This window comes from Saccharopolyspora antiqui (assembly GCF_052246905.1).
Classification (GTDB): domain Bacteria; phylum Actinomycetota; class Actinomycetes; order Mycobacteriales; family Pseudonocardiaceae; genus Saccharopolyspora.
On sequence record NZ_JBQQBO010000044.1, the window covers coordinates 12,981 to 36,303 of the forward strand.

Genomic DNA, 23,323 nt, shown 5'->3' on the forward strand with positions numbered 1-23,323 from the left:
ATCGCGCACTGAGACGCAGATCATCGGCCGCTCGTCCGGGCGGCCGAGCGGTGCGAGGTCGATCCGGTGGTAGCCACCAAGACACCAGGAGAGACCAATGACACGGTTGTCCGGAATCACCCCATCTGGCCACGTCCAGCTCGGCAACTACCTCGGCGCCGTGCGGCGCTGGGCCGCCGAGCGCGAACCCGCGGACCTGTTCTTCGTCTCCGACCTGCACGCCATGACCTCCCCGCACCGCCCGCAGCGACTGCGCGCGCTCACCAGGGAGCAGTTCGCGGTGCTGCTGGCGGCCGGTATCGATCCGGACTCGGTGTTCGTGCAGTCCGACCTGGCCGGTGAGCTGGGGACGCTGAACTGGATCCTGGAGTGCACCTGCTCCTACGGCGAGGCCGCCCGGATGGTGCAGTTCAAGGAGAAGGGCGCTGGGCAGGAGTCGGTGCGGGTCGGCGTGCTGACCTACCCGGTGCTGATGGCCGCCGACATCCTGCTGCAGGGCGCCACCCAGGTGCCGGTCGGCAGCGACCAGGACCAGCACGTGGAACTGGCCCGCACGCTGGCCCGCCGGTTCAACGCCAACTACGGCGACGTGTTCGTCGTGCCGGAGGCCGTGGTGCCCAAGACCGCGGCGCGGGTGCGCGACCTGTCCGACCCGAGCCGCAAGATGGAGAAGTCCAACCAGCAGTCCCCTGGTGTGGTGTTCGTGCTCGACGAGCCCGACGTGATCCGCCGCAAGTTCCGCCGGGCGGTCACCGACGGCCTCGACGAGGTGCGCTACGACCCCGACAGGCGCCCCGGGGTGGCGAACCTGCTGGAGATCATCGCCGCCTGCAACGACACCAGTCCTTACACCGCAACGGAAACCGCGAGCAGCTACGCGGAGCTCAAGGAAGCCGTGGCGGAGGCGGTGATCGAAGCGCTGCGCCCGGTCCGCGACCGCGCCCGGGAGCTGCTCGCCGACCCGGCCGAACTGGACCGCATCCGAGCCCACGGCGCCAAGCGGGCGAGCGAACGGGCCCAACCACGCATCCAAGCCGCCCTCCGGGTGACCGGCCTGCGCTGATTCTTCGAGGTGAGGGGCACCTGTGACCCAGTTACTTGGTCACAGGTGCCCCTCACCCCGCCATGTCCGCTTATTCGTTCACTAGTTCGAGTGGATCACCTGGCGAACGCGTGATCGGTGCCGACAACCTGGACTCATGGGTACTGTGATGGAAAGCAACTCCGCGTTCTCGGTCGAGAGGAGTGCCGCCGTGGCTGCACCGGCGTTCGACCCGCACGCGCCGTTCGATCCGCTCGTGGATCTGGACGGTCTGTGGACGCCCGAGCTCGCCGACAGGTACCTGCCGATTCCGGGGATGCCCCCGGCCAAGTACGAGTGCCTGGACGGGAAGCTGATCACGAGCCCGCGTGAGGGAACGGCCAACATGTTCGCGGTGTGGACGCTGGGGAAGCTGTTGGAACCGGCAGCCGTCAAAGGCGGGTACCACTTCTACCTGACGGTCAACGTCCAGCTCAGCCCGAAGCGGTGGATCGAGCCGGACTTCGCCGTTCTTACGAAGTCCGGTCGCGGCCGAACCTGGATTCCCGCGGAGGACGTGCTGCTCGTCGGCGAGTGCGTGTCGCCCGCCAGCAAGCGCAACGACCGCGTCGACAAGCCTGCAATGTGCGCTGAGGCCGGAATCCCCTATTTCATGCGGCTGGATGTGTCCTACGCGAACCAGCGTGCCGAGGCCGAGCTGCTGCGACTGGACGACGGGCGTTACCGACCACAGGCCAGGGGTTCCGAGGTCGAGATCTTCGAGACCGACCTGCCGTTCTCGCTTTCGTTCGATCCGGCCGAGTTGCTGGAGCCGTAGCTCGGCTCCGCAATTAGGCACCGTCCTACAGGTAGTCCCCGTTGAGCAGGTTTCGGAGGGAGTGGACGAGGACTCGGTCTGCGTCCAGCCAGTTGAGTCCGGCCAGTTCGTCGGCCGCCACCCAGCGGACTTCGTGGTGTTCCACCGCTTCCGGCGTGGCTGCCGGGTCAACGAGTTCGGCCGTGTGGATGCGCAGCAGCATTCCGTTGCTCAGCGGCACGTCCGTGCCGACTCGGCCGGTCGGGCGGACCTCGACGGCGAGTTCCTCCTGGCATTCCCGGACGACCGCGGCCGGTTCGTCCTCGCCGGGCTCGACCCGGCCACCGGGCAGCTCCCACCTTCCGGCGTCCGGCGCCGGATAGCGGCGTCGCTGCGCCAGCAGTCGTCCATTGTGGACGATCGCGGTACCGACGACGATCGGGCGGGTCGCCCAGGATTCGGCGAGTTCCCGGACTCCGGCGATGCGCGCGGCCAGCACGTCCAGCACGAACCGGCGGACGACGGTGATGTCGGCGAGCCGTCCCAGCGGGCCGAACGGCGTCTTCCAGTGCACCGAATCGGTCAGCAGCGTGCGGGGACCGACCTCGGCGAGCACCGACTCGTGGCGCAGCTGCGGCAGCGGGCCGGACACCAGCACGGAACTCATCACCTCGGCATCGGCGCGCACGATTCGAGTGGTCAATTCAGCGGGAAGGCGGGCGATCCTGGTGTGGAAGACGATCTCGTCGCCGGGCACCAGCAGCGCGGCCGGGCGGGTCGCCGCGTGGCCGCTGACACCGAGGGCGGTGAGTCCGACCTCGGCGGTCCGGGTGTGCCGCAGCGCGGCCCCCACCGTGGCCGAAGGTGCCGCGATCAGTCCCGTGCTCCGCAAAACCGACACGTGGGCACATCTTGCCCGATCCAGCCCGACCGGCCGCCGCCGCCTCGGCGCTGGCGCTCCCCTCGGGCCGACCCGGCTCATGCCCCGGCTCCGTGCCGAGGCCAGCGCGCTTCGACGCGGGCTCCGCCGCCAGGCGCCGCCGCGGCGCGGACCGCCCCGCCTCGACGGCGCACCGCCTCGGCCGCCAAGGCGAGCCCGAGTCCGGCGCCGCCGGTGCTGCGCGCCCGATCCGGCTCGACCCGGTAGAACCGGTCGAACACCCGCTGGCGGTGTGCCACCGGGATTCCCGGCCCGTCGTCGTCCACCACCAACCGCACCCAGTCTGACCCGGAGGAACCCATGCCATCAGCGAAAACCGAGATCCGCACGGTGGTCCGGGTGTAGCGCAACGCGTTGCCGACGATGTTGTCCAGCACCGTCGACACCTCCGCCGGGTCGGCCAGGACCAGTACCGGCCGCGCCGGGACCTCGACCACGAGCCGTGGCCCGTCGGGCAGGCCGAGCCGGTCGGCGACCGCTCGCACCGCGGCACCGAGATCGACCGGCTCCCCCGGCGCGCCCGTGTTGCGCTCGGCTCGCGCCAACGCGAGCAGGCTTTCCACCAGGGCGGACAGGCGTTGGGCCTCGTGCGCGATGTCCTGCAGGGTCTCGTGCGCGAGCGCCGGATCCGGGTGCAGGGCGGCGACCTCGGCCTGGGCGCGGATCGACGCGACCGGGTTGCGCAGCTCGTGCGCGGCGTCGCCGGTGAAGCGCCGCAACCGTTCGGTGTCGGCGTCGCGCCGGGCGAGCATCGTGTTGAGCTCCTCGGCGAGCGCGCGGATCTCGTCGGCCGCCTCGGGCACCGGCAACCGGTGGCCTTCGGGGAGTCCGGCGGCGGCCACCCGCATGCGTTCCACCGGGCGCAGCGATCGGCGCACCACCAACCAGGTGGCCAGCCCGACGAGCGCGGCGGCGATCACCGACCCGGTGCTCAGCAGCCGACCGGTTTTGCCCGCGGTGTCGGTGAATCCGACCAGTCGCGCGCCGGTGGCGACGAGCAGCGGTCGGCCGGTCGGGTCGGGCACCACGACGCCGCGCCACCGGTGCAGTTCGGCGGGCGGTTCGAAGTCGAGCACGCCGTCGCCGGATCGCAGCTCGTCGATCTGCCAGCTGTGCAGGCTCGGCTCGGGCAGCGCGTCCAGCGGCGCTCCCGAACTGTCCAGCACCCGGACGTCCGGGTTGGCGACCGCGGCCGGTGCGGCACCTCTGGCGAGCTGGCTCGCGACGGCGGTGGCGGTGCGCTGCAGGTCGGAGTCGACCGATTCGATCAGCAGCCAGCTGACGATCCCGGTGCTGGCGTGCGCTATCACGCCGAGACCGATCAACGCGACGACGGCGGCGACCACGCTGGTCCGGAACTGGATGGTGCGGCGGTGCCACCACCGGCGCAGGCTCCTGATCATGCCGGTTCGGCGCAGACCCGGTAGCCCTGGCCGCGCACCGTCTGCACCACTTCCCCGGCACCGACCGCGGCGAGCTTGCGGCGCAGGTAGCCGACGTAGACCTCGACGACGTTGCGGGTGACGAACTGCTCCTCGCCCCACACCATGCGCAGCAGATCGTCCTTGGGCACCACGGCCTCCGGATGGCTGGCCAGCGCGACCAGCAACCCGTACTCCCGGGGTGAGAGCGCGATCGGCTCGCCCGCCCACCGCGCCTCGCGGGTGTCCCGGTCGATCTCCAGCTCGCCGACCCGCAGGCAGACCTGCCGACCGGCGGTGTCGCGCCGCCGCAGCAGCGCGCGCACCTGCGCGACCAGCACCAGGAAGGAGAAGGGTTTGACCAGGTAGCCGTCGGCACCGAGATCCAGCCCGTCGGCCTGGTCGACTTCGCCGTTCTTCGCCGAGATCAACAGCACCGGAGTGGTCACGTCCTGGCCGCGCATCCGCTCCAGCACCCGATAGCCGGACAGACCGGGCAGCATCACGTCCAGCACCACGACGTCGAAGGCACCGGTCAGGGCCAAGCGCAGCGCATCGGCGCCGTCGGACGCGACGGTCACCTCCATGCCCTCGGCGGACAGGCCGCGGCGCAGCGCGGCACGAACTCCCGGCTCGTCGTCGACCACCAACACCCGCGGCACCATGGCCCAAGCATGCCGAGCCATCGACCCCGCGGGCATCGAATCTCAGCCGGTTCTCAGCTGCGCGGCCCTTTCTCAGGTTGATCTCAGCAACCGAGCGGTCCGGAAATGCGCGGAAAGACCGGATCGGCCGGTCACCATCCGAAGTGGACCGGAAGCCGTCGGTAACACCCGGTTCCCGGCGAACTGTGATCTCCCTCGCCAATGCCGCGGACGGATAACGCCCGGCGAAGCGCGTGCGACAAATTCCGCTCCGACCGCCGCCGGTAGCCGCGCCGCACGCCGCCGAGACCGGCGAAACCCATGGCCAAGCGCCGTTGTGGAACCCGATCAAGCGTTGCGAAAGTAGCAAGACAACGCCGTGTTCAACCACCTCGAACAGCACGGTTCCGACAGGTCCGCCGCAGCATATGGCGGCTTGACAGCCCCGATCGCGTCCGCAAGGGTCGATGCGATCGATTGACTGATCAATCAGTCGTAGGTCAAAACGCAATGCCAGCGGGGCGCTGCCGCGACGCCAACGTGGCCGCCCGAGCGGCCACGTCACCAGCGCTCACCGAGCCGCCGGGGCTGGTGCCCCGCAAGACACGGGAGGTTCCGCCGGATGCCGAGCAGCGGGCAGTCGAACCCCGGCCGGAGTCGCCGCGACTTCCTCCGGTACGTCGCGATCGGCGCCGGTGCGCTGGGCGCGGGTGCCGTCGTCACCGGGTGCGCGGGCGGCGCGGTTCGCAAGGCGCCCATCCCGTCCGGACCGCCGCAGTACGGCGGGCGGTTGCGGGTCGGCATCGTCGGCGGCTCCAGCAAGGACACCCTGGACGCGCACGCCACGGTCACCCACCCCGACCAGGCCCGCATCTTCCAGCTCTACGACACGCTGCTGCGGTTCAACGACGACTACCAGGTCGAACCGTCGCTGGCCGAGTCCGTTGAATCCGATCCGCAGGCGCTGACCTGGACCATCCGGCTGCGCGACGGCGTTGAGTTCCACAACGGGAAAACCCTCGGCGCCGACGACGTGATCCACACCCTGCGCCGCATCGCCGATCCGGCGGACCCGAAGAACGGCGCCGTCGGGCTGAGCTCGCTCGACCTGAACGCCATGCAGGCGCTCGATCCGCGCACCGTCCGGCTCACCCTGACCCGGCCGGACATCGCGCTGCCCGACCAGTTCGCCGAGTACGCCAACGGGATCGTGCCGGTCGACTACGACCCGAAACGGCCGGTCGGCAGCGGCCCGTTCGCCTTCGACTCCTTCGAGCCCGGCCAGCAGAGCCTGTTCACCAAGAACCGCAACTACTGGCGCAGCGGCGAACCGTACCTGGACGAGGTCCTGATCATCGACTTCCCGGACGACACGGCCCGGATCAACGCGCTGCTCGGCGGCCAGGTGGACGCGATCGACCAGGTACCGCTGGGGCTGCTGCGGGTGCTCGACGCCGACCCGAACCTGCGACTGCTGGAATCGCAGACCGGTTCGTGGGTGCCGTTCACCATGCGGGTGGACCGGCCGCCCTTCGACGACGTGCGGGTGCGGCAGGCGTTCCGGTTGGTCGTGGACCGCGAGCAGATGATCAAACAGGTGCTCGGCGGGCACGGCACCATCGGCAACGACGTCTACGCGCCGGCGGATCCGCTGTTCAACTCGGCGTTGCCGCAGCGCAGGCGCGACGTGGCGAAGGCTCGGCAGCTGCTTCGCGAGGCGGGCAAGGAGAACCTGACCGTGGAGCTGGTGACCTCACCGGTGGCGGCCGGTGTGGTGGAGGCCGCGCAGGTGTTCGCCCAGCAGGCCGCCGACGCCGGGATCACCGTCAACATCCGCCGGGTGGACTCCGGCGAGTTCTACGGCGACATGTACCTGTCCTGGGACTTCGCGCAGGACTACTGGTACACCCGGAACTTCCTGGCGCAGGCGGGTTCCGGCAGCCTGCCCGATGCCGCCTACAACGAAACGCACTGGAACCAACCGGATTTCAACGACCTGGTGTACCAGGCGCGAGCGACCACCGACCCGGCGCGCCGCAAGGAACTCATCGCGCGGGCGCAGCAGATCGAGTGGGAAAGCGGCGGCTACATCATCTGGGGCTTCCCGAACCAGCTCGACGCGCACAGCGTCCGGGTCGTCGGGCTGGCCCCGGACCGCAGCGGGGCTCCGTTGAACTCCTACGGCTTCCGACACGCGTGGCTGGCGCAGTGAGGACGGTGCACCAATGACTCGGTTGCTGGTCAAGCGGATCCTGCTCGGGGTGCTCATCCTGTGGGCCGTGTCGGTGGTGGTCTTCCTCGCCACCCAGGCGCTGCCCGGCGACGCCGCCCGAGCCATCCTGGGCCGCGAAGCCACCCCGGAACGGCTGGCCGCGCTGCGCGCGCAACTGCACCTCGACGAGCCGATGTGGGTGCAGTACTTCTCGTGGTTGGGCAACATCTTCCGGCTCGACCTCGGGACGTCCTACGCCAACGGCATGCCGGTGACGCAGCTGCTCGGTTCGCGGCTGAACAACTCGCTGGCGCTGATGCTGTGCGCCACGTTGATCAGCGTGCCGCTGTCCATCCTGGTCGGCACCTACAGCGCGCTGCGCCGCGACAGGGCCTTCGACCACGCCACCTCGGTGCTCAGCCTGGTGCTGGCTTCGCTGCCGGAGTTCGTGGTCGGCATCGTGCTGGTGCTGATCTTCTCCACCGGCATGCTCAACCTGCTGCCCGCGGTGTACGTGATGACCGGCTCGGGTTCGGTGTGGAGCGATCCGTCGCAGCTGGTGCTGCCGACGCTGACGATGGTGCTCGCGGTCTCGCCGTACATCGTCCGCATCATGCGCGCCACCATGATCGAGGTGCTGGAGAGCGAATACGTGCAGCAGGCGCGGCTGAAGGGTCTGCCGGAGCGCACCGTGATCCTGCGGCACGCGCTGCCGAACGCGATCGGCCCGGTGGCGCAGGTGATCGCGCTGCAGCTGGCCTGGCTGGCCGGTGGTGTGGTCATCGTCGAGTTCCTGTTCCGCTTCCCCGGCATCGGGTTCGCGCTGGTGGACGCGGTGAACAACCGCGACCTGCCGGTCGTGCAGACGCTGACCATGGCCATCGCGGCCGTGTACATCGTCGTGAACCTGCTGGCCGACGTGGTGAGTCTGGCCGCCAATCCGAAGGTGAGGTCCGCTGCGCGATGACCACGACTGCGCAGACCACGCAACCCCCGGCGCCCCCCTCGACCGCCGCACCCCGCGCGGCTGGCGTGTGGCGGGCCGCGCTGCGGCTGCCGCGCTCCAGGATCGGCCTGGCGCTGACGATCCTGGTGGTGCTGATCGCAGTCGTCGGACCGCTGCTGGCGCCGCACGGTGCCACCGAATTCGTCGACACCCCGTTCTCCAACCCCACCGCGAGTTCCTGGTTCGGCACCGACAACCTGGGCCGCGACGTGCTCACCCGGTTCCTCCACGGTGGACAGACGCTGCTGGTGCTGGCGGTGCTGGCCACGCTGCTGGGCGTCGGGCTCGGCGCGCTGCTGGGCATGTACGCCGGGTACCGGCGCGGCTGGCTGGACGAACTGCTGATGCGCTTCGGCGACGTCGCGCTGGCCTTCCCGCAGGTGGTGCTGGCGCTGCTGTTCGTAAGCGTGATCGGCCCGCAGCTGTGGTTGCTGGTGCTGGTGGTGGGTGGCAGCCACCTGCCTCGGGTGATGCGCGTGGTGCGGGCGGCGACGCTATCGGTCGCCGAACGCGATTTCGTCAAGTCGGCCGAGGCGATCGGGCTGTCCCGGCTTCGAATCCTGCTCGGCGAGATCCTGCCGAACGTGACCGGGACCGTGCTGGTCGAACTCGGGTTGCGGTTGAACTACTCGATCGGGCTGGTCGCCGGGCTGAGCTTCCTCGGTCTGGGCTTGCAGCCGCCGACCGCGGACTGGGGCCTGATGATCAACGAGAACCGGATCGCGCTGACGGTGCAGCCGTGGGCGGTGGCGTTGCCGGTGCTCGCGATCGCGGTGCTGACCATCGGCACCAACCTGGTGGCCGACGGCCTGGCCCGCTCGGTCGCCGGAGTCGACCGCGGCATCGAGAAGGCCAGCTGATGTGCGCTCGCCACCGCACCCGAGAGGCGAAGGGTGCCGTCAGGCATGCGGCGAAGCCGCTTTCACCAGCCACGGGAACGCGACCGCGACGCGCTGCCGCGAACGTGCCCGCACCGCCACGGACAACGACCACGGACTTCAACAAAACCCGATCGGGGTGTCGATGATGAGTGCTGCTTTGGACGCCGCTGGGGTGGAGATCCGGGGTGTGCCGTCGGAGGCGGCAATCGTCGCCGACGTGTCGTTCACCCTGGCGCCGGGCGAGATCCTCGGGCTGATCGGCGAATCCGGTTCCGGCAAGACCACGCTCGGCCTGGCGATGCTGCGCTACTGCAAGCGCGGCACCCGCATCGCCGACGGCCGCATCCGGGTCGGCGACACCGACCTGACCAGCCTGCCGCCCAAGCAGGCCGCCGCGCTGCGCGGTCGCCGCGTCGCCTACATCCCGCAGTCGCCGGGCTCCGCGCTCAACCCGGCGCTGAAGCTGTACACCCAGCTCGCCGAGGGGATGCACGAGGTCTCCGGGGCTGCCGCGCGGGACCGGATCAAGCAGGTGCTCACCGAGGTCGCGCTGCCGAACGACGACGAGTTCCTCCGCCGCTACCCGCACCAGCTCTCCGGTGGTCAGCAGCAGCGAATCGCGATCGCGATGGCGTTCGTGGGCCGACCGGAAGTGGTGGTGCTGGACGAGCCGACGACCGGCCTGGACGTCACCACCCAGAAGAGGGTCCTGACCACGATCCGCGAGATGTGCGAGCGGCACGGCACGGCGGGCGTGTACATCTCGCACGACATGGCGGTGGTCGCCGAACTGGCGGATCGCATCGCGGTGATGTACTCGGGGCGCATCGTGGAGACCGGTCCCACTAGCGAGGTGCTGAGCGGACCGCGCCACCACTACACGGCGGGCCTGGTGCTCGCGGTGCCGGACCTCGACGGCGAGCGGGCGATGCAGGCGATCGACGGCCAGGCGCCGTCCCCGCTGGACCGACCCGCGGGCTGCGCGTTCGCACCCCGCTGCGCCGCGGCGACCGACGAGTGCCGCACCGACGTCCCGGTGGTGCAGGAGGTGTCCGCAGGTCACGAAATCCGGTGCCGCCATCCGCGTTCCGGCCGACTGGTGGCCAATCCTCGGGCGTCGGAACCCGTTGCGGCGGAAGCGGAACCGGTGCTGGAGGTGCGCCAGATCCGCGCGTGGTACACCGATACCGCTGTGCTGCAAGATGTTTCGCTCACCGTCTCCACCGGTTCCTGCCTGGCGCTGCTGGGCGAGTCCGGCAGCGGCAAGACGACGCTGTCGCGCTGCCTGGCCGGGCTGCACCCGAAGCACGAGGGTTCGGTGCTGCTGCACGGCACCGAACTGGCCGCCAGCAGCACGAAACGGACCCGTGCGCAGCGCCGCGGCGTCCAGTACGTGTTCCAGAACCCGTACGAGTCGCTGAACCCGCGCCGCCGGGTGCGCGACCTGGTGGCGCAGCCGATCTCGGTGCTGGGTGGGGATTCCGGCGGCAAGGCCTTGCCGGATCGGGTGATCGAGGCGCTGGAACTCGCCGCGCTGCGGGCGGACATCGCCGAACGCTACCCGGACCAGCTCAGCGGCGGTGAGCGGCAGCGCGTCGCGATCGCTCGCGCCCTCATCACCCGGCCCGAGGTGCTGATCTGCGACGAGATCACCTCGGCGCTGGACGTCTCGGTGCAGTCCGCGATCGTCGACCTGCTGCGGGATCTGCGGGAGAAGATGGGCCTGGCGCTGGTGTTCGTCACGCACAACATCGCCCTGGTGCGCAACATCGCGCAGCAGGTGGCGATCCTGCGGGACGGGCGGATCGTCGAGCAGGCACCGGCCGAGGAGCTGTTCACCGCGCCGCGGCACGAGTACACCAGGTCGTTGTTGACCGACGCACCCAACTTCCACCTGGAGGCGAGGAGCTGATGTCGGTCGCAGCGGGATTCGAGCGGGTCGCCGAGGAGTTCGCCGCGATCGTCGCCGCCGATGACGCGGGGGCCGCGTTCACCGCCTTCCGCGACGGCGAGCAGATCGTCGACCTGCAGGACGGGCACCGCGATCCCGAGCGCACCGCGCCGATGACGACCGACACCCCGATGCCGGTGTTCTCCGGCACGAAGGGCATCGTCGCCACCGGCGTCGCGTTGCTGATCGACAGCGGCTCGATCGACCCGCAGGCGCCGGTGGTCCGGTACTGGCCGGAGTTCGGTGCGGCGGGCAAGCAGGACATCGAGGTCCGGCAACTGCTTTCGCATTCGGCGGGATTGCCGTATCCGCAGCGGCCGGTCACCAGGCAGGAGTCGGCGGACAACCGGGCGATGGCCGCACTGCTGGCCGCGCAAGCTCCACTGTGGCCGGTCGGCACGACCACCGCGTACCACGCGCTGACCTTCGGCTGGCTGGCCGCCGAGCTCATCAGGCGGGTCGACGGCCGGGAGATCGGCGAATACCTGCGGGCCGAACTCGCCGAGCGGATCCCGGCCGACTTCTGGCTGGGGCTGCCGGAATCGGAGTGGTCCCGCACCGGGCGGCGCTGGCGGGCCGCCGACTACCAGGTGGCGAATCGGCTGAACACCCCGGCGGCACTGGCCTACCGCGACAAGGTCTACGGCAATCCGCCCACGCTGCTGGGCGCTGATTCGCCGTGGAACACCCCGGCCTGGTGGCGCAGCGGGACGCCCGGTGGTGGCGCCATGGCGTCCGCCCGCGGCATGGGTGCGATGTATTCGGCGCTGGTGGGCGGAAAACTGGTCAGCGCGCGGACGCTCGACCGGATCCAGCGGGCGGAAAGCCGGGGCACCGATCCCGGCACCGGCCGACCGCTGGTGTTCGGACTGGGCTACGAGCTGCAGGACCCGCTGGCGACCTACGGCCCGGCGGCGACCGGTTTCGGGCACAGCGGCGCGGGTGGCTCGCTGTTCGGCTGCTGGCCGCGGCTGGGTGTGGCGTTCGCCTTCAGCCCCTGCCTGATGCGCACCGAAGGCTTCGACGACCGCTCCCACCGCCTGCTGACGGCGCTGCACGCCTGCCTGTCCCCCGGGTGAAGTGCGGCGGGGTGGTTGACAGGCCGTTCATCCGGGCGGCGGAACGCGGGCACTCTGCCTGGCGCGCTCGGCCGGTTCGCGGTCCTAGCCTGGCCGCATGGACTTCGAGGTGGATGACTCGCGGGCTCGGGTGGATCGCGATGCGGTGTGGGATTTCCTTTCCACGCAGGCATATTGGGGTCGCTGGCGGCAACGCGAGCACGTTGAACGGCAGATCGACCTCGCCTGGCGGGTGGTCGGCGTCTACCGGAAAGCCGACGACCGACTGATCGGCTTCGCGCGGGCCTTCTCCGACGGGGTGGCCAACGCTTACCTGGCCGATGTCTTCGTCATCCCGCAGGCGCGTGGTCACGGCGTCGGCAAGGCCCTGGTGCGGGGCATGATCGAGGACGGCCCCGGCCGGAACTTCCGCTGGATGCTGCACACCGACGACGCCCACGGCCTCTACCGCGCCTACGGCTTCGCCGAACCCGACCGCACCTTCCTGGAGCGCCCGTCCCGCCATTCGTGAGCGGACATCCCGGTTCTTACCAGAACATCCACTCGCGACGGAGTGCCGGGTGGATGTCCGCTCGCGGAGGCTCCACCATGTCCGTATGACGGAACTACTCACCGACACCCAGGTCGCCGATGCGCTCCAGCACCTGCCGGAGTGGCACCAGGACGGCGCCAAGCTCGCTCGCACCGTCGAGTTCGACAGCTTCCCGCAGGCCATCCAGGCGGTGACCCGGATCGCCGAGATCGCCGAAAGCGAGAACCACCACCCGGACATCGACATCCGCTGGCGCACCGTGACGTTCTACTGCACCACGCACTACAAGGGCGGCATCACGGCCAACGACACCTCGCTGGCCCAGGAGATCGACAACGTCGTGGAGCAGCTGCGATCGTGAGTGCAACGGCGCTCACCCATCGGTGGCTGGGTGGGATTCCCGCTCGCATCCGACGGTGAAGGTGCCGCCCAGTTCGGGCGCCAGGGCCCGGCGCGCGACCGATCGAAACGCCTCGGGCGCCAGCGTCCCGGCGCCCTCCGGCATCGCACCGAGCAGCGGGGCACCCATCACTTCGGGCAGGTCCGCGACGTTGCAGCGCGCCGCGAGATCCGGCGCGGCAGGCCAACTGCCGATGACCGCCCCAACGCAGCGCAAGCCGCGGACGCGCAGCGCTTCGGCGGTCAGCGCGGCGACGTTCAGCGTGCCGAGCCCGGCGTGCACCACCACGAGCACCGGCGCGGACGCCGCGATCGCGGCGTCGGCGAGCGTGCCACCCGCGTCGTCGTAGCGCACGAGCAGACCACCCGCGCCCTCGACCAGCACCAGTTCGTGCCGCTCCGCCAGCCCCGCCGCAGCTGCCGCCACGTCCTCCGGCCGCACCGGCAGCGCCCCGGCCCGTCGCGCGGCTGTCGCTGGCGCGAGCGGCTCCGGGTACCGCGCGAGCTCCACCGCATCCGCACCGCTGAGCCGCGCGATGGTGGCGGCGTCACCGGCTTCCCCGTCGGCGACTCCGGTCTGCGCGGCCTTGAGCACCGCAACGCTGCTGGCGAGCGCGGCGATGGCCGCGGTGACGATGGTCTTGCCGACCTCGGTCCCGGTGCCGGTGACGAACAAGATCGACATCAGCCCTCCTGAGCAGCGGCGATCATCGCGGTGGTGATCCGCGCGAGGTCGCGGTCGCCGGTGATGAACGGCGGCATGGTGTAGATCAGGTCGCGGAACGGCCGCAGCCACACGCCGTGCCGAACCACCGCATCGGTCGCGCTCGGCAGGTCGACCGGCCGATCGAGCTGCACCACGCCGATCGCTCCCAGCACGCGCACGTCCACGACTCCGGGCACCGCGAGCGCCGGTTCGAGCCCGGTGCGCAGCCCGGCCTCGATGCGCCTGACCTCCCGCCGCCAGTCCTGATCGAGCAGCACGTCCAGCGACGCGTTCGCGACCGATGCGGCCAGCGGGTTGCCCATGAAGGTCGGTCCGTGCGCGAGCGCCGGGATCCCGGCGGCCAGCCGCTCGGTGCACAGCGTGGCCGCCATCGTCAGGTAGCCGCCGGTGAGCGCCTTGCCGAGGCACAGCACGTCGGGGCGGACTCCGGCGTGCTCGGCGGCGAACAGCTCACCGGTGCGCCCGAACCCGGTGGCGATCTCGTCGAAGATCAGCAGCACGCCGTGCGCATCGCAGAGTTCACGCAGTTTCCGCAGGTAACCAGGGCTGTGGAAGCGCATCCCACCGGCTCCCTGCACCACCGGCTCGACGATCACCGCGGCCAGTTCCGCGGCATGCCGGGCCAGCAGTGCGGCCAACCGGTCGGCGTAGTCCTCGTCGTGCTGGGCCGGTGGCGCGTCGGCGAACACCTGCTCGGCGAGCACCCCGTGCCACAGGTGGTGCATGCCGCCCTCGGGGTCGCACACCGACATCGGATGCCAGGTGTCGCCGTGGTAACCGCCGCGCCAGGTGAGCAGTCGACGCTTCTCCGGACGGCCGGTGCAGCGCCAGTACTGCAGGCACATCTTGATGGCGACCTCCACCGACACCGAGCCGGAGTCGGCGAGGAAGACGTGCGGCAGCGAGGTCAGCTCCGCGAGGCGGGTGGCCAGCCGGATCGCGGGCTCGTGGGTCAGCCCGCCGAACATCACGTGGCTCATCCGGTCGAGCTGCTCGCGCACCGCCTGGTCGAGCACCGGATGCCGGTAGCCGTGGATCGCCGCCCACCACGACGACATCCCGTCGACGAGCTCACCGACACCGGCCACGCTGAGCCGAACGCCTCGCGCGGACTCCACCAACAACGGCCGGTCCATGCCGGGCATCGGGCCGTAGGGATGCCACACGTGCTCGCGGTCCAGCGCCAGCAGCCGCTCAAGCATCGCGATTTTCCATGCGTTCCAACGAATTCGAGGACATCTTGGGATCATGTCGAAGGCTGTGACCGCATCGCACCTGCGGCACGCACAACATCCGCGCGGTTGAATTGTGCACTTCGGACAGTGCTCGGCGGCTAGCGCCCGTGTCAGTGTTGCCGCATGCCTTCGGCTTTCGACTGGATCGACCGGCGAATCGAAGAACGGCACCGCGCCGGTCTGACCCGCACCCTCCGGCCCCGTGGGCCCGATGACCCCGGCCTCGACCTGGCCAGCAACGACTACCTCGGCCTGGCCCGCGATCCGCGGGTCGTCGACGCGGCGGCGACCGCGGCTCGCCGCTGGGGCGCGGGCTCGACGGGATCTCGGCTGGTCACCGGCACGACCTCGTTGCACGGCGAGCTTGAGGAGCGGCTCGCCGATTTCTGCGGAGCCGAAGCCGCCCTGGTCTTCTCCTCCGGCTACACCGCCAACCTGGCGGCCATCACCGCACTAACCGGGCCGAGCGCCCGAATCGTCTCCGACCAGCACAACCACGCCTCGCTGATCGACGGCTGCCGCCTGTCGGGCGCCCGAACCACGATCGCCGCGCACGCGAACCCCGAGACGGTTCGAGCGCAGCTTTCCGAGCGTGCGCTGGTCGTGACGGAGTCGGTGTTCTCGGTGGACGGCGACGTCGCGCCGCTGCCCGAACTGCACCGGGTCTGCCGAGAACACGACGCCGGGCTGCTCGTCGACGACGCCCACGGGCTGGGTGTCATCGGACCGGGCGGAGCAGGCGCGTTGCGCGCGGCCGGCCTGCCCGGCGAACCCGATGTCGTGGCGACCGTGACCTTGTCGAAATCCCTTGGCGCACAGGGTGGAGCCGTCCTCGGGCCGCGCCGCGTCATCCGCCACCTGACGCAGGCGGCGCGGACGTTCGTCTTCGACACCGGACTGGCTCCGGCGTGCGCCGCGGCAGCCCTGGCGGCGCTCGAAGTCCTCCGCGCCGAGCCGCAGCGGGCCGACCGGGTCCAGCACGTCGCGAGGCTGCTCCACAAAGGACTGTCCGAAACCGGCATCCCGGTCAGCGACCCGGGTGCGGCGGTACTGGCGATCCCGGCGGACTCACCGGACCAGGCGGTGGAATGGGCGGCCAGATGCCGCGCGAACGGCATCATCGTCGGCTGCTTTCGCCCCCCATCAGTACCCGACACAGCCTCCCGCCTACGCCTAACAGCCCGAGCCGACCTAACCAACCCCCAGATCACCCACGCCATCAAAACAATCACAAAATCCCGCCCCACAAATCCCACACCAGAACCACGGACCCCACCCGATCCAAACCAACCCACGCACACGCGTAACGCAGGTCCCACCACAACGGGCGAACTTTTCCAGGTGAAGGGCACCTTTTACCGGCATAGTTGGTGAAAGGTGCCCTTCACCCCTCACCCGAACGGTGCTGGATCCGCTCGGCGCTCACGGCAGGAAGTCCTGGATGGCGGCCAGCCACGGGCCTGCGTTCTCTAGGAAGGGGAAGTTGGCCATGACCGACCCGCCCGCGCCGTGAGCCAGCAGCAGGCCAGGACCAGAACCGCGCATCTCAAAGGACAGCGACATCGATTTTTCCTTTCACCTCAACGGTCGTGCGGCGAACAGCAGTGGTTGACAAAGCGATCAGCGCAGCGGCAATTCCGATCCAGATGAGCCAATGCGGCGACCCACCGCCGTCCAACACCCGCCCACCGATCCACGCTCCTCCCGCGTTGCCGAGGTTGAACGCCGAGGTGTTCACCGCAACGGTCAACGTCGGCGCGCCCGCAGCCGCCGCGAAGGCGCGGGACTGCAACGCCGGAATGAGCGCGCAACTAACCACTCCGAGCACGAAAACACCTACCCCAGCAGCGATTCGACTCTCCGCAGCGAGCCCGAACACGCCGAGCACAACGGCCATTCCGGCGAGCAGTCCGCGCACCGAACCCCACGGCGCGACATCGGCCAGCCGACCACCCACCAGATTCCCGACCAGCCCGCCGACGCCGAACGCCATCAGCAGCCAAGCCACCGCCTCGGCCGCGAATCCGGAGACGTCGGTGAGAATCGTGGTGATGTAGGTGTAGGGCGTGAACAGCGCGATCTGGGTGAGCACCGTGACCGCGACCACCACGAACACCGCACGACTGCCCAAGGATTTGATCTCGGTTCGCAGCGACGAGGTTCCGACCTCCGCCGCCGTCGGCACCGAGACCGCGACCAAGCCGGTCGCGACCAAGCTCAGCGCCGCGATCGACCAGAACGTCACGCGCCAACCGAATTCATGCCCGATGAACGTGCCCAATGGCGCCCCGAACACGGTCGCCAGGTTCAGCCCGGCGCTGACCACCGCGATCGCCCAACCACGACGCTCCTCGGCCACCAAGGACACGGCCTGCACGAGACCGACCGCGAAGAAGGTGGAGTGCACCAACGCCGCGAGCACCCGAGCGATCATCAGCAACCCGAAGGACCCAGCGACCGCAGCCAACGCATTGCCCGCGGCGAATACCGCAATCAGGCCGATCAGCAGGGCTTTTCGAGGCATGCGCGTGGTCACCGCAGTGACCACGGGCCCGGCCAGCGCAACCGTCAGCGCGTAACCGGTGACGAGCAGACCGGTCATGCCGACCGACACCCGCAGGTCGATCGCGATATCGGGCAGCACCCCGATCACCGCGTACTCCGCGGTTCCGATGGCGAACACGCAGGCCATCAATGCCACCAACGACCAGTACCGCTGCTGACTTCGCATGCTGCCGAAGCTAGAGTCTGACAGTGATGTCAGAGTCAACGAGGCGTGAGCCGGATCTCATGAAGATCGGCGAGCTGTCCCACCGGACCGGGGTCAGCCAGCGGCTGCTGCGCTACTACGAGCAACAGGGCCTGCTGGCTTCCGAACGCGCCCCGAGCGGCTACCGCTACTACTCCGAGGATGCGGTCACGGTCGTCGCGCAGATCCGAAACCTGCTGGCGGCGGGCCTGAACACGGAAACGATCCGCACGGTCCTGCCCTGCGCGAGGGGCGAACTGCCGGTCCTCGAACCCTGCTCGGACCTGCTGGCCACCCTCAGAACCCAACTAGCGGCCATCGACGACCGCCTGGCCTGCCTCCAACAAACCCGAACAGCCCTCGCCACGTACCTCACCGCCACCCAGCGGTAGGCGTCCCACCAGGTACTCGCCGCCCAATCCGCACCCCTTCTGCGTCACTCGTGGCCTCAATCGCACGAATCGCTACCGTTGCCCCATGACCACGCTGCCCGACTGGATGCGCCCGCCGCGCGCTGAAGGCTGGCTCGCGGAGGATCTGGACCGCTTCCCAGAGGCACCTCGTCATACCGAACTGATCGACGGAGCCCTCGTCTTCACGACGACGCCGCAGCGGTCCTGGCATGGCCGACTCGTCACCGGACTCACCGTCGAACTCTCGCGCCAAGCGCCCGATGGGATCGAGGTCGAGCGGGAGATGACGATTCGACTCGACGAACGCAATCGCCCGGAGCCGGATCTCCTGGTCACCACTGCCCCGTTCGACCCGGACCGCACCTGGTACGAGCCAGCCGACGTGCTGCTGGTCATCGAGGTCGTCTCACCCGAGTGGCACACCGCGACCGGACGGTCAAGCTCCGCAAGTACGCCGACGCGGGCATCCGCCACTACTGGTACGTCGAAGAAGAAGGCACGACTGCGGTCGTGCACGTCTACGAACTGGACGAACCGACCAGGGTCTACGCACCGGCAGGAATCTTCCACAGCACCTTGCAGCGCCCGGTGCCCTACGAAATCACCATCGACCTGGAAAAACTGACACCGAAGCGCCGCTGAGGCCTTCCACGCACGCGCGATCAAGAGCTACGCAGGCGTCCGGAGAAGCCGTCAGGCAATCCGGAACGAACCGAACCCGCCAATCCGCGCCCCAGAACCCGCAACCGCCCGTGCCCGGGTGATCATGCTCTGATCAACCTGCAGGGCACTGATCAGTAGGAACAGCGGGTCGCTTGGGGATCGAACCCAGAACCCGCGGATCTAGTTTCCATGATCATCGACGTTTGCCGTTGTCTGCCAACACCTTTGTGATTTTGTCAAGCTGTTGTGGCCCAGTTTGTCGCTCTGAACTGGCCCAACGGCTGGGGCTGGCGTGGTCGTGACGGTGGCGGTGTGCGTCACGTCGCTGTGTTGTCGATCACCGGTCTGTCGACCGTGCTCTGACCGTTCTAGGTGGTGGGCGTAGGTAGGCTGGTAGCGCACCTTCACTTGTAGGGGTGCGTGTGCTGATCGGGCTGGTTGGGGCTCGCGTATCTGGGCAGGACGGAGGAGCGTGGGCGTCGATATGCGGGAAGAGTCGGACGTCGATCACGTGGCGGGTGAGGCGCGGCCGAAGAAGCTGCTGTTGCGTGCGCTTGCGGGCGAGCGCACCGAGCGACCACCGATCTGGCTCATGCGGCAGGCCGGACGCTATCTGCCGGAGTACCACGACGTCCGCGAGGCTGCGGGCGGGATGGTGGGGCTGTGCAATTCGCCCGAGCATGCGGTCGAGGTCACCTTGCAACCGCTCCGCCGCTTCACGCTCGACGCCGCGATCCTGTTCGCGGATCTTCCCCAGATCGCGGCGGCGTTGGGGCAGACCTTGGAGTACCGGGTCGGTGACGGCCCCGTCCTCACGCCCCCGATCCGTTCGACTTCGGACATCACCGAGTTCTTGAGCGCGTCCCGCTTGCACGAAGAACTGGCCCCGATCTACGAGACCGTCAGACAACTCACTCGCGCATTGCCTGACGAGGTCACGTTGATCGGCTATGCCGGTGCGCCGTGGACAGTCGCGACTTACATGGTCGAAGGGCGCGGCGGCGGCTCAGAGCACTCCATCGTCAAGCAGTGGGCGCTGCGCGATCCGGAGGGGTTCCAACCCCTGATCGACCTGCTCACGGCGGCCATCATCGAGTTCTTGGACCGTCAGATTCAGGCGGGTGCCGAAGCGATCCAACTCTTCGAGAGCTGGGCCGGAATACTCCCCGACCCGCTATTCCAGCGTTGGTGCGTCACGCCGGTTGCCGCCATCGTCGCGGCGCTGAAGGCGAAGCATCCGAGTGTTCCCATCATCGCCTTTCCGCGCGGCGCGGGGCTTGCCTACAACGGCTTCGCCGAGGCGACCGGCGTGGACTGCGTCGGGCTCGACTCGACAGTACCTGTGGAGTGGGCCGCGCAGAAGGTGCAGCACGAGCTCGGCCGGTGCGTGCAGGGCAACCTCGACCCCCAGCTCCTGGTCGCGGGCGGGCCTGCACTCCACGCGGAAACAGACCGCATCCTGAACGCGCTTAGTGGTGGCCCGTTCGTGTTCAATCTCGGACACGGAATCGTCAAGACCACACCCTCCGAGCATGTGGCCGCTCTCGCCCAGCAGGTACGGTCCTGGTCCGCAGCTTTGACGCAGTAGAGAGCCTGAACGCGTCGGCGCCGGCTCGTGTGCTCCGCCTACCTGCGGCCTAGCCTGGGGCTTCCTGTTCGGTGTGGGCGAGCCGGTAGGAGTCGATGCCGGTTTCGATGATGGTGCCGTGGAAGGTGAGCCGGTCGACGATTGCCGCGCATAGGCGCGGGTCGGTGAAGGTTTTCGTCCAGCCGGAGAAGCTCTCGTTAGAACCAATCGCGTTGGACGCCTTTTCCTCCCTCTCGGTGAGAACCTGGAAGAGCATCTCGGCGCCTCTGCGGTCGAGCTCCATGTAGCCCAGCTCGTCGATGAGGAGAAGGTCGACTCGGCCGTAGCGGGCGATGGTGCGGTTCAGCTGCATCTCATCGGCGGCTTCCACCAGTTCGTTGACCAGACGGGTCGCGAGGGTGTATTTCACCCGGTAGCCCTTCTCAGCCGCCGCGGTGCCCAACCCGATGAGAAGGTGCGACTTGCCGGTGCCCGAGTCTCCGATCAGGCACAACGGCTCGCCTCTTCTGATCCAGTCCCCGGTGGCCAGGGTGTGGATCCACGCTGCCGCTGCCCGCCGTAGACCACCGCGCGCACTGCGGCCGAGAGGTTGTCGTACTTGATCTGCATCGTGGGGATGCCGCCGAGCTCTTCGAACGCGTCGATGTGGCCCTCCAAGAACGCCTCCTGCGCCTGCGTCGAATAGACCCGGTGCACCGAGCGGCCCGAGGCTGAAAGCCGGTAGTCGAACAGGTAGCACTTCGTTTTCACGCCCTTCAAGAGCACATAGAACTCGCCGAAGTCCACCTCCGCCTCCGCACCCGGCAGGTGGGATTGCGGCACCATCGCCTTCTTCAACGCCGGGCCGCCCTCGTGCCCGCACGTAGTTCCGCACCGTCGGATAGTCCACCTCGGCACCGTGCTCGTCCAACAGCCGCCGCCAGATCCGAGTCGCAGCCTGTCGTTGCTTCCTCGGTGCGTCGATGTCCTGCCGCAGCATCCCGTCGATCAGATCGCGCACCGTCTCCAGCTTCGGTGCGGCCCGCTCGGGAGTCTTCCGCGCCAGCGGCTCGGCCGACGCCAAGGCCTGCCGCACCGTGCGGCGATGCACACCGAATCGCTTCGCCAAGGCGTTGATCGACAACCCCTCCACGCGCGCGATACGACGGATCTCCGCGAACTCTTCCACTCTCGACCTCAACAGCCCCTCCTCGCTCGAAACACGAACGAGGCCAGTTCATCCCTGGGCCAAGTCAGAGCGACAAAGCCACCCCGGCACGCCCAAGTTGGGCCAGATCAGAGCGACAACCCTGGGCCAACTACGACTGACAAAGCCACTTTGGATACCTGCACGAACACAGAAAGCGGATTTCGCGTTACCTGCCGCCGTTTGCCGACATTTGAGGGTAATTGTTGGCAATAAGTTGGCAACTTTTCCCCTGCTCCCACCTCACACGCTCGCCGGCATGGGAGTGCGATGACACGAAGTCCGGGGCGGCAACTGCGTGGCCGTCACTCAGGCGGCTGTGCTCGACGGCCAGTGTTATGCGGCGGCGAAGCGCTTCTAACTCTCGGTTAGGAGGCATCGTCTGTTTGTCGCTTCGTCCAGTGGGCGAGGTTGTGGCGGATGGTCGGGACCCAACACCCGCAACCGATCGGCCAGCAGCTCCTCGGAAGCGGCTGCCGCCCCCGTGGGGTCGCCGGTCTGACCGTCGGCAGGCACAGGTCGGGCCAGGCCCGGGGACTTCCACTCAGCGGGAGGCCCCGAGCCTGGCCCTTCGTGCTTTCGTAGACCGGGGGCTTGACCGGGCGTCGCTGATGACGATTACAGACCGGCTGACGAATGGCTGACGATCGGCAACCCGGGCCAAGCTGACTACCTGCGAAAACGCCCCTGATCAGACGTTGAAGCGGAATTCGACCACGTCGCCGTCGGCCATGACGTAGTCCTTGCCTTCCATCCGGACCTTGCCCGCTGCCTTGGCTTCGGCCATCGAACCGGCCGCGATCAGGTCGTCGAAGGAGACGATTTCGGCCTTGATGAAGCCGCGTTCGAAGTCGGTGTGAATCACCCCGGCGGCCTGCGGCGCGGTCCAGCCCTGGCGGATCGTCCAGGCGCGCGCCTCCTTCGGCCCGGCCGTCAGGTAGGTCTGCAGCCCCAGGGTGTGGAAGCCCGCGCGGGCCAGCGCGTGCAGGCCCGGCTCCAGCTGACCGATCGACTCCAGGAGTTCGCGCTGCGACTCCTCGTCCAGTTCCATGAGCTCCGCCTCGACCTTGGCGTCCAGGAACACCGCGTCACCGGGCGCGACCAGCTCGCGCAGTTCCTTCTGCTTGGCCTCGTCGGCCAGCACACCTTCGTCGGCGTTGAACACGTACAGGAACGGCTTGGTGGTCAGCAGGCTGAGTTCGCGCAGGTCCGGGGTGTCCTTGCCGAGGCCCGCGGCGAACAGGGTCTGGCCGGAGTCGAGGATTTCCTTGGCCTGCTGCGCGATCTCCAGGGCCGGGCGCTTGTCCTTGTGGGTGCGGGCTTCCTTCTCCAGCCGGGGCAGCGCCTTCTCCAGGGTCTGCAGATCGGCCAGGATCAGCTCGGTGTTGATCGTCTCGATGTCGCTGCCCGGGTCCACCCGGCCGTCGACGTGCACCACATCGGGATCGTCGAAGACCCGGATGACCTGGCAGATCGCGTCCGCCTCGCGGATGTTGGCGAGGAACTTGTTGCCCAGCCCCTGGCCCTCGGAAGCGCCCTTGACCAGGCCTGCGATGTCGACGAACGACACCGTGGCGGGCGCCGTCTTCGCCGAGTTGAAGACCTCGGCGAGTTTGTCCAGCCGCTCGTCCGGCAATGGCACCACGCCCACGTTCGGCTCGATGGTGGCGAACGGGTAGTTCGCCGCGAGAGCGTCGTTGCTGGTCAGCGCATTGAACAGGGTGGACTTGCCGACGTTGGGCAGCCCGACGATTCCGAGGGTGAGACTCACGCCCCGAAGTCTAGGTGCTCGCCCGCACCGCTATCGGCCCCGGTCGTGAGCGGTGGCGCTCGCTACTCGACCTGCACCGCTCACGACC

General features: G+C 68.9%; 21 protein-coding genes and 3 pseudogenes. 14 read left to right on the forward strand and 10 right to left on the reverse strand.

All coding sequences use genetic code 11. From position 1 onward, the window contains the following. The first annotated feature begins 97 nt into the window (after nucleotides 1-97). Both trpS and ACTWQN_RS37135 read left to right on the forward strand, forming a co-directional pair. Nucleotides 98-1,063, forward strand: a complete 966-nt coding sequence (gene trpS / locus ACTWQN_RS37130; RefSeq protein WP_443208361.1) for a tryptophan--tRNA ligase — start codon at nucleotides 98-100, stop codon at nucleotides 1,061-1,063. A gap of 190 nt (nucleotides 1,064-1,253) precedes the next feature. Beyond that, the gene (locus ACTWQN_RS37135) at nucleotides 1,254-1,859 is read left to right on the forward strand and encodes a Uma2 family endonuclease (RefSeq protein WP_443208362.1); all 606 of its coding nucleotides are present in this window, start codon (nucleotides 1,254-1,256) and stop codon (nucleotides 1,857-1,859) included. A gap of 25 nt (nucleotides 1,860-1,884) precedes the next feature. On the opposite strand, the gene ACTWQN_RS37140 is transcribed toward ACTWQN_RS37135, so the two are convergent. The 3 genes from ACTWQN_RS37140 to ACTWQN_RS37150 all read right to left on the reverse strand — a co-directional run bounded on the left by ACTWQN_RS37140 (nucleotide 1,885) and on the right by ACTWQN_RS37150 (nucleotide 4,864). Then, nucleotides 1,885-2,739, reverse strand: a complete 855-nt coding sequence (locus ACTWQN_RS37140; RefSeq protein ID WP_443208363.1) for an NUDIX domain-containing protein — start codon at nucleotides 2,737-2,739, stop codon at nucleotides 1,885-1,887. 77 nt (nucleotides 2,740-2,816) lie between these two features. Further along, nucleotides 2,817-4,181, reverse strand: a complete 1,365-nt coding sequence (locus tag ACTWQN_RS37145; RefSeq protein ID WP_443208364.1) for a sensor histidine kinase — start codon at nucleotides 4,179-4,181, stop codon at nucleotides 2,817-2,819. Next, nucleotides 4,178-4,864, reverse strand: coding sequence for a response regulator transcription factor (locus ACTWQN_RS37150; protein WP_443208365.1), 687 nt, complete (start codon nucleotides 4,862-4,864; stop codon nucleotides 4,178-4,180). Before ACTWQN_RS37150 ends, ACTWQN_RS37145 begins: the two co-directional genes overlap by 4 nt. Nucleotides 4,865-5,465: 601 nt before the next feature. Between ACTWQN_RS37150 and ACTWQN_RS37155 the strand changes: the two genes are divergently transcribed. From ACTWQN_RS37155 to ACTWQN_RS37185, 7 genes are all read left to right on the forward strand, one after another. Further along, complete coding sequence (locus ACTWQN_RS37155; protein ID WP_443208366.1) at nucleotides 5,466-7,055, forward strand: ABC transporter substrate-binding protein; 1,590 nt, start codon at nucleotides 5,466-5,468, stop codon at nucleotides 7,053-7,055. Between the two features lie 13 nt (nucleotides 7,056-7,068). Then, the gene (locus ACTWQN_RS37160) at nucleotides 7,069-8,022 is read left to right on the forward strand and encodes an ABC transporter permease (RefSeq protein ID WP_443208367.1); all 954 of its coding nucleotides are present in this window, start codon (nucleotides 7,069-7,071) and stop codon (nucleotides 8,020-8,022) included. After that, complete coding sequence (locus ACTWQN_RS37165) at nucleotides 8,019-8,921, forward strand: ABC transporter permease (RefSeq protein WP_443208368.1); 903 nt, start codon at nucleotides 8,019-8,021, stop codon at nucleotides 8,919-8,921. Before ACTWQN_RS37160 ends, ACTWQN_RS37165 begins: the two co-directional genes overlap by 4 nt. Before the next feature lie 166 nt (nucleotides 8,922-9,087). Next, nucleotides 9,088-10,854, forward strand: a complete 1,767-nt coding sequence (locus ACTWQN_RS37170; RefSeq protein ID WP_443208369.1) for an ABC transporter ATP-binding protein — start codon at nucleotides 9,088-9,090, stop codon at nucleotides 10,852-10,854. Then, the gene (locus ACTWQN_RS37175) at nucleotides 10,854-11,972 is read left to right on the forward strand and encodes a serine hydrolase domain-containing protein (protein ID WP_443208370.1); all 1,119 of its coding nucleotides are present in this window, start codon (nucleotides 10,854-10,856) and stop codon (nucleotides 11,970-11,972) included. Before ACTWQN_RS37170 ends, ACTWQN_RS37175 begins: the two co-directional genes overlap by 1 nt. A 97-nt stretch (nucleotides 11,973-12,069) precedes the next feature. After that, complete coding sequence (locus ACTWQN_RS37180; protein WP_443208371.1) at nucleotides 12,070-12,483, forward strand: GNAT family N-acetyltransferase; 414 nt, start codon at nucleotides 12,070-12,072, stop codon at nucleotides 12,481-12,483. A gap of 85 nt (nucleotides 12,484-12,568) precedes the next feature. Continuing rightward, entirely contained in the window at nucleotides 12,569-12,865 is a 297-nt protein-coding gene (locus tag ACTWQN_RS37185) for a 4a-hydroxytetrahydrobiopterin dehydratase (protein WP_443208372.1), read from the forward strand. A gap of 12 nt (nucleotides 12,866-12,877) precedes the next feature. Here the strand turns inward: ACTWQN_RS37185 and bioD are convergent, their stop codons facing one another. Next, nucleotides 12,878-13,588 (reverse strand): dethiobiotin synthase, encoded by a 711-nt coding sequence (gene bioD, locus ACTWQN_RS37190; protein ID WP_443208373.1) that lies wholly within the window; start codon nucleotides 13,586-13,588, stop codon nucleotides 12,878-12,880. Then, nucleotides 13,588-14,832 (reverse strand): adenosylmethionine--8-amino-7-oxononanoate transaminase, encoded by a 1,245-nt coding sequence (locus tag ACTWQN_RS37195; protein ID WP_443208374.1) that lies wholly within the window; start codon nucleotides 14,830-14,832, stop codon nucleotides 13,588-13,590. Before ACTWQN_RS37195 ends, bioD begins: the two co-directional genes overlap by 1 nt. Before the next feature lie 156 nt (nucleotides 14,833-14,988). Here ACTWQN_RS37195 and ACTWQN_RS37200 point away from each other — a divergent pair, with 156 nt between their 5' ends. After that, entirely contained in the window at nucleotides 14,989-16,239 is a 1,251-nt protein-coding gene (locus ACTWQN_RS37200; protein ID WP_443208375.1) for an 8-amino-7-oxononanoate synthase, read from the forward strand. A 48-nt stretch (nucleotides 16,240-16,287) separates the two neighbouring features. On the opposite strand, the gene ACTWQN_RS37205 is transcribed toward ACTWQN_RS37200, so the two are convergent. Together ACTWQN_RS37205 and ACTWQN_RS37210 are read right to left on the reverse strand one after the other, a co-directional pair. Then, nucleotides 16,288-16,428: a hypothetical protein gene (locus ACTWQN_RS37205; protein WP_443208376.1), complete on the reverse strand. Its 141-nt coding sequence runs from the start codon at nucleotides 16,426-16,428 to the stop codon at nucleotides 16,288-16,290. Continuing rightward, a complete protein-coding gene (locus ACTWQN_RS37210) occupies nucleotides 16,412-17,596 on the reverse strand; it encodes an MFS transporter (RefSeq protein ID WP_443208377.1) in 1,185 nt (394 codons plus the stop codon). The genes ACTWQN_RS37205 and ACTWQN_RS37210 overlap by 17 nt, the downstream gene beginning before the upstream one ends. Nucleotides 17,597-17,655: 59 nt before the next feature. Here ACTWQN_RS37210 and ACTWQN_RS37215 point away from each other — a divergent pair, with 59 nt between their 5' ends. The 4 genes and pseudogenes from ACTWQN_RS37215 (at nucleotide 17,656) to hemE (ending at nucleotide 20,278) form a co-directional block, all read left to right on the forward strand. After that, a complete protein-coding gene (locus tag ACTWQN_RS37215; protein WP_443208381.1) occupies nucleotides 17,656-18,006 on the forward strand; it encodes a MerR family transcriptional regulator in 351 nt (116 codons plus the stop codon). 106 nt (nucleotides 18,007-18,112) lie between these two features. Beyond that, nucleotides 18,113-18,388, forward strand: a pseudogene (locus ACTWQN_RS37220) (Uma2 family endonuclease); the annotation flags it as partial. A gap of 53 nt (nucleotides 18,389-18,441) precedes the next feature. Beyond that, on the forward strand, nucleotides 18,442-18,669 hold the full coding sequence (locus tag ACTWQN_RS37225; RefSeq protein WP_443208382.1) for a hypothetical protein: 228 nt from the start codon (nucleotides 18,442-18,444) through the stop codon (nucleotides 18,667-18,669). Between the two features lie 493 nt (nucleotides 18,670-19,162). Beyond that, a complete protein-coding gene (gene hemE / locus ACTWQN_RS37230; protein ID WP_443208378.1) occupies nucleotides 19,163-20,278 on the forward strand; it encodes a uroporphyrinogen decarboxylase in 1,116 nt (371 codons plus the stop codon). A 49-nt stretch (nucleotides 20,279-20,327) separates the two neighbouring features. On the opposite strand, the pseudogene ACTWQN_RS37235 reads toward hemE, so the two are convergent. From ACTWQN_RS37235 to ychF, 3 genes and pseudogenes are all read right to left on the reverse strand, one after another. Beyond that, a pseudogene (locus ACTWQN_RS37235) lies at nucleotides 20,328-20,822 on the reverse strand (ATP-binding protein); the annotation flags it as partial. Continuing rightward, nucleotides 20,819-21,458: pseudogene (locus tag ACTWQN_RS37240) on the reverse strand (transposase); the annotation flags it as partial. The pseudogenes ACTWQN_RS37240 and ACTWQN_RS37235, both read right to left, overlap by 4 nt. 697 nt (nucleotides 21,459-22,155) lie before the next feature. Then, nucleotides 22,156-23,235: a redox-regulated ATPase YchF gene (gene ychF, locus ACTWQN_RS37245; protein ID WP_443208379.1), complete on the reverse strand. Its 1,080-nt coding sequence runs from the start codon at nucleotides 23,233-23,235 to the stop codon at nucleotides 22,156-22,158. Between the last annotated feature and the right edge of the window lie 88 nt (nucleotides 23,236-23,323).

Excerpts from the sequence above, each read along its gene's own strand:
- ACTWQN_RS37170 (WP_443208369.1), top strand. The coding sequence starts at position 9,088 with ATGAGTGCTGCTTTGGACGCCGCTGGGGTGGAGATCCGGGGTGTGCCG.
- trpS (WP_443208361.1), top strand. The coding sequence starts at position 98 with ATGACACGGTTGTCCGGAATCACCCCATCTGGCCACGTCCAGCTCGGC.
- ACTWQN_RS37205 (WP_443208376.1), bottom strand. The coding sequence starts at position 16,428 with ATGTCGCTGTCCTTTGAGATGCGCGGTTCTGGTCCTGGCCTGCTGCTG.
- bioD (WP_443208373.1), bottom strand. The coding sequence starts at position 13,588 with ATGTCGATCTTGTTCGTCACCGGCACCGGGACCGAGGTCGGCAAGACC.
- ACTWQN_RS37185 (WP_443208372.1), top strand. The coding sequence starts at position 12,569 with ATGACGGAACTACTCACCGACACCCAGGTCGCCGATGCGCTCCAGCAC.
- ACTWQN_RS37180 (WP_443208371.1), top strand. The coding sequence starts at position 12,070 with ATGGACTTCGAGGTGGATGACTCGCGGGCTCGGGTGGATCGCGATGCG.
- ACTWQN_RS37175 (WP_443208370.1), top strand. The coding sequence starts at position 10,854 with ATGTCGGTCGCAGCGGGATTCGAGCGGGTCGCCGAGGAGTTCGCCGCG.
- ACTWQN_RS37160 (WP_443208367.1), top strand. The coding sequence starts at position 7,069 with ATGACTCGGTTGCTGGTCAAGCGGATCCTGCTCGGGGTGCTCATCCTG.
- ACTWQN_RS37150 (WP_443208365.1), bottom strand. The coding sequence starts at position 4,864 with ATGGTGCCGCGGGTGTTGGTGGTCGACGACGAGCCGGGAGTTCGTGCC.
- ACTWQN_RS37165 (WP_443208368.1), top strand. The coding sequence starts at position 8,019 with ATGACCACGACTGCGCAGACCACGCAACCCCCGGCGCCCCCCTCGACC.
- ACTWQN_RS37200 (WP_443208375.1), top strand. The coding sequence starts at position 14,989 with ATGCCTTCGGCTTTCGACTGGATCGACCGGCGAATCGAAGAACGGCAC.
- ACTWQN_RS37155 (WP_443208366.1), top strand. The coding sequence starts at position 5,466 with ATGCCGAGCAGCGGGCAGTCGAACCCCGGCCGGAGTCGCCGCGACTTC.
- ACTWQN_RS37195 (WP_443208374.1), bottom strand. The coding sequence starts at position 14,832 with ATGCTTGAGCGGCTGCTGGCGCTGGACCGCGAGCACGTGTGGCATCCC.
- ACTWQN_RS37210 (WP_443208377.1), bottom strand. The coding sequence starts at position 17,596 with ATGCGAAGTCAGCAGCGGTACTGGTCGTTGGTGGCATTGATGGCCTGC.
- ACTWQN_RS37145 (WP_443208364.1), bottom strand. The coding sequence starts at position 4,181 with ATGATCAGGAGCCTGCGCCGGTGGTGGCACCGCCGCACCATCCAGTTC.
- ACTWQN_RS37215 (WP_443208381.1), top strand. The coding sequence starts at position 17,656 with ATGAAGATCGGCGAGCTGTCCCACCGGACCGGGGTCAGCCAGCGGCTG.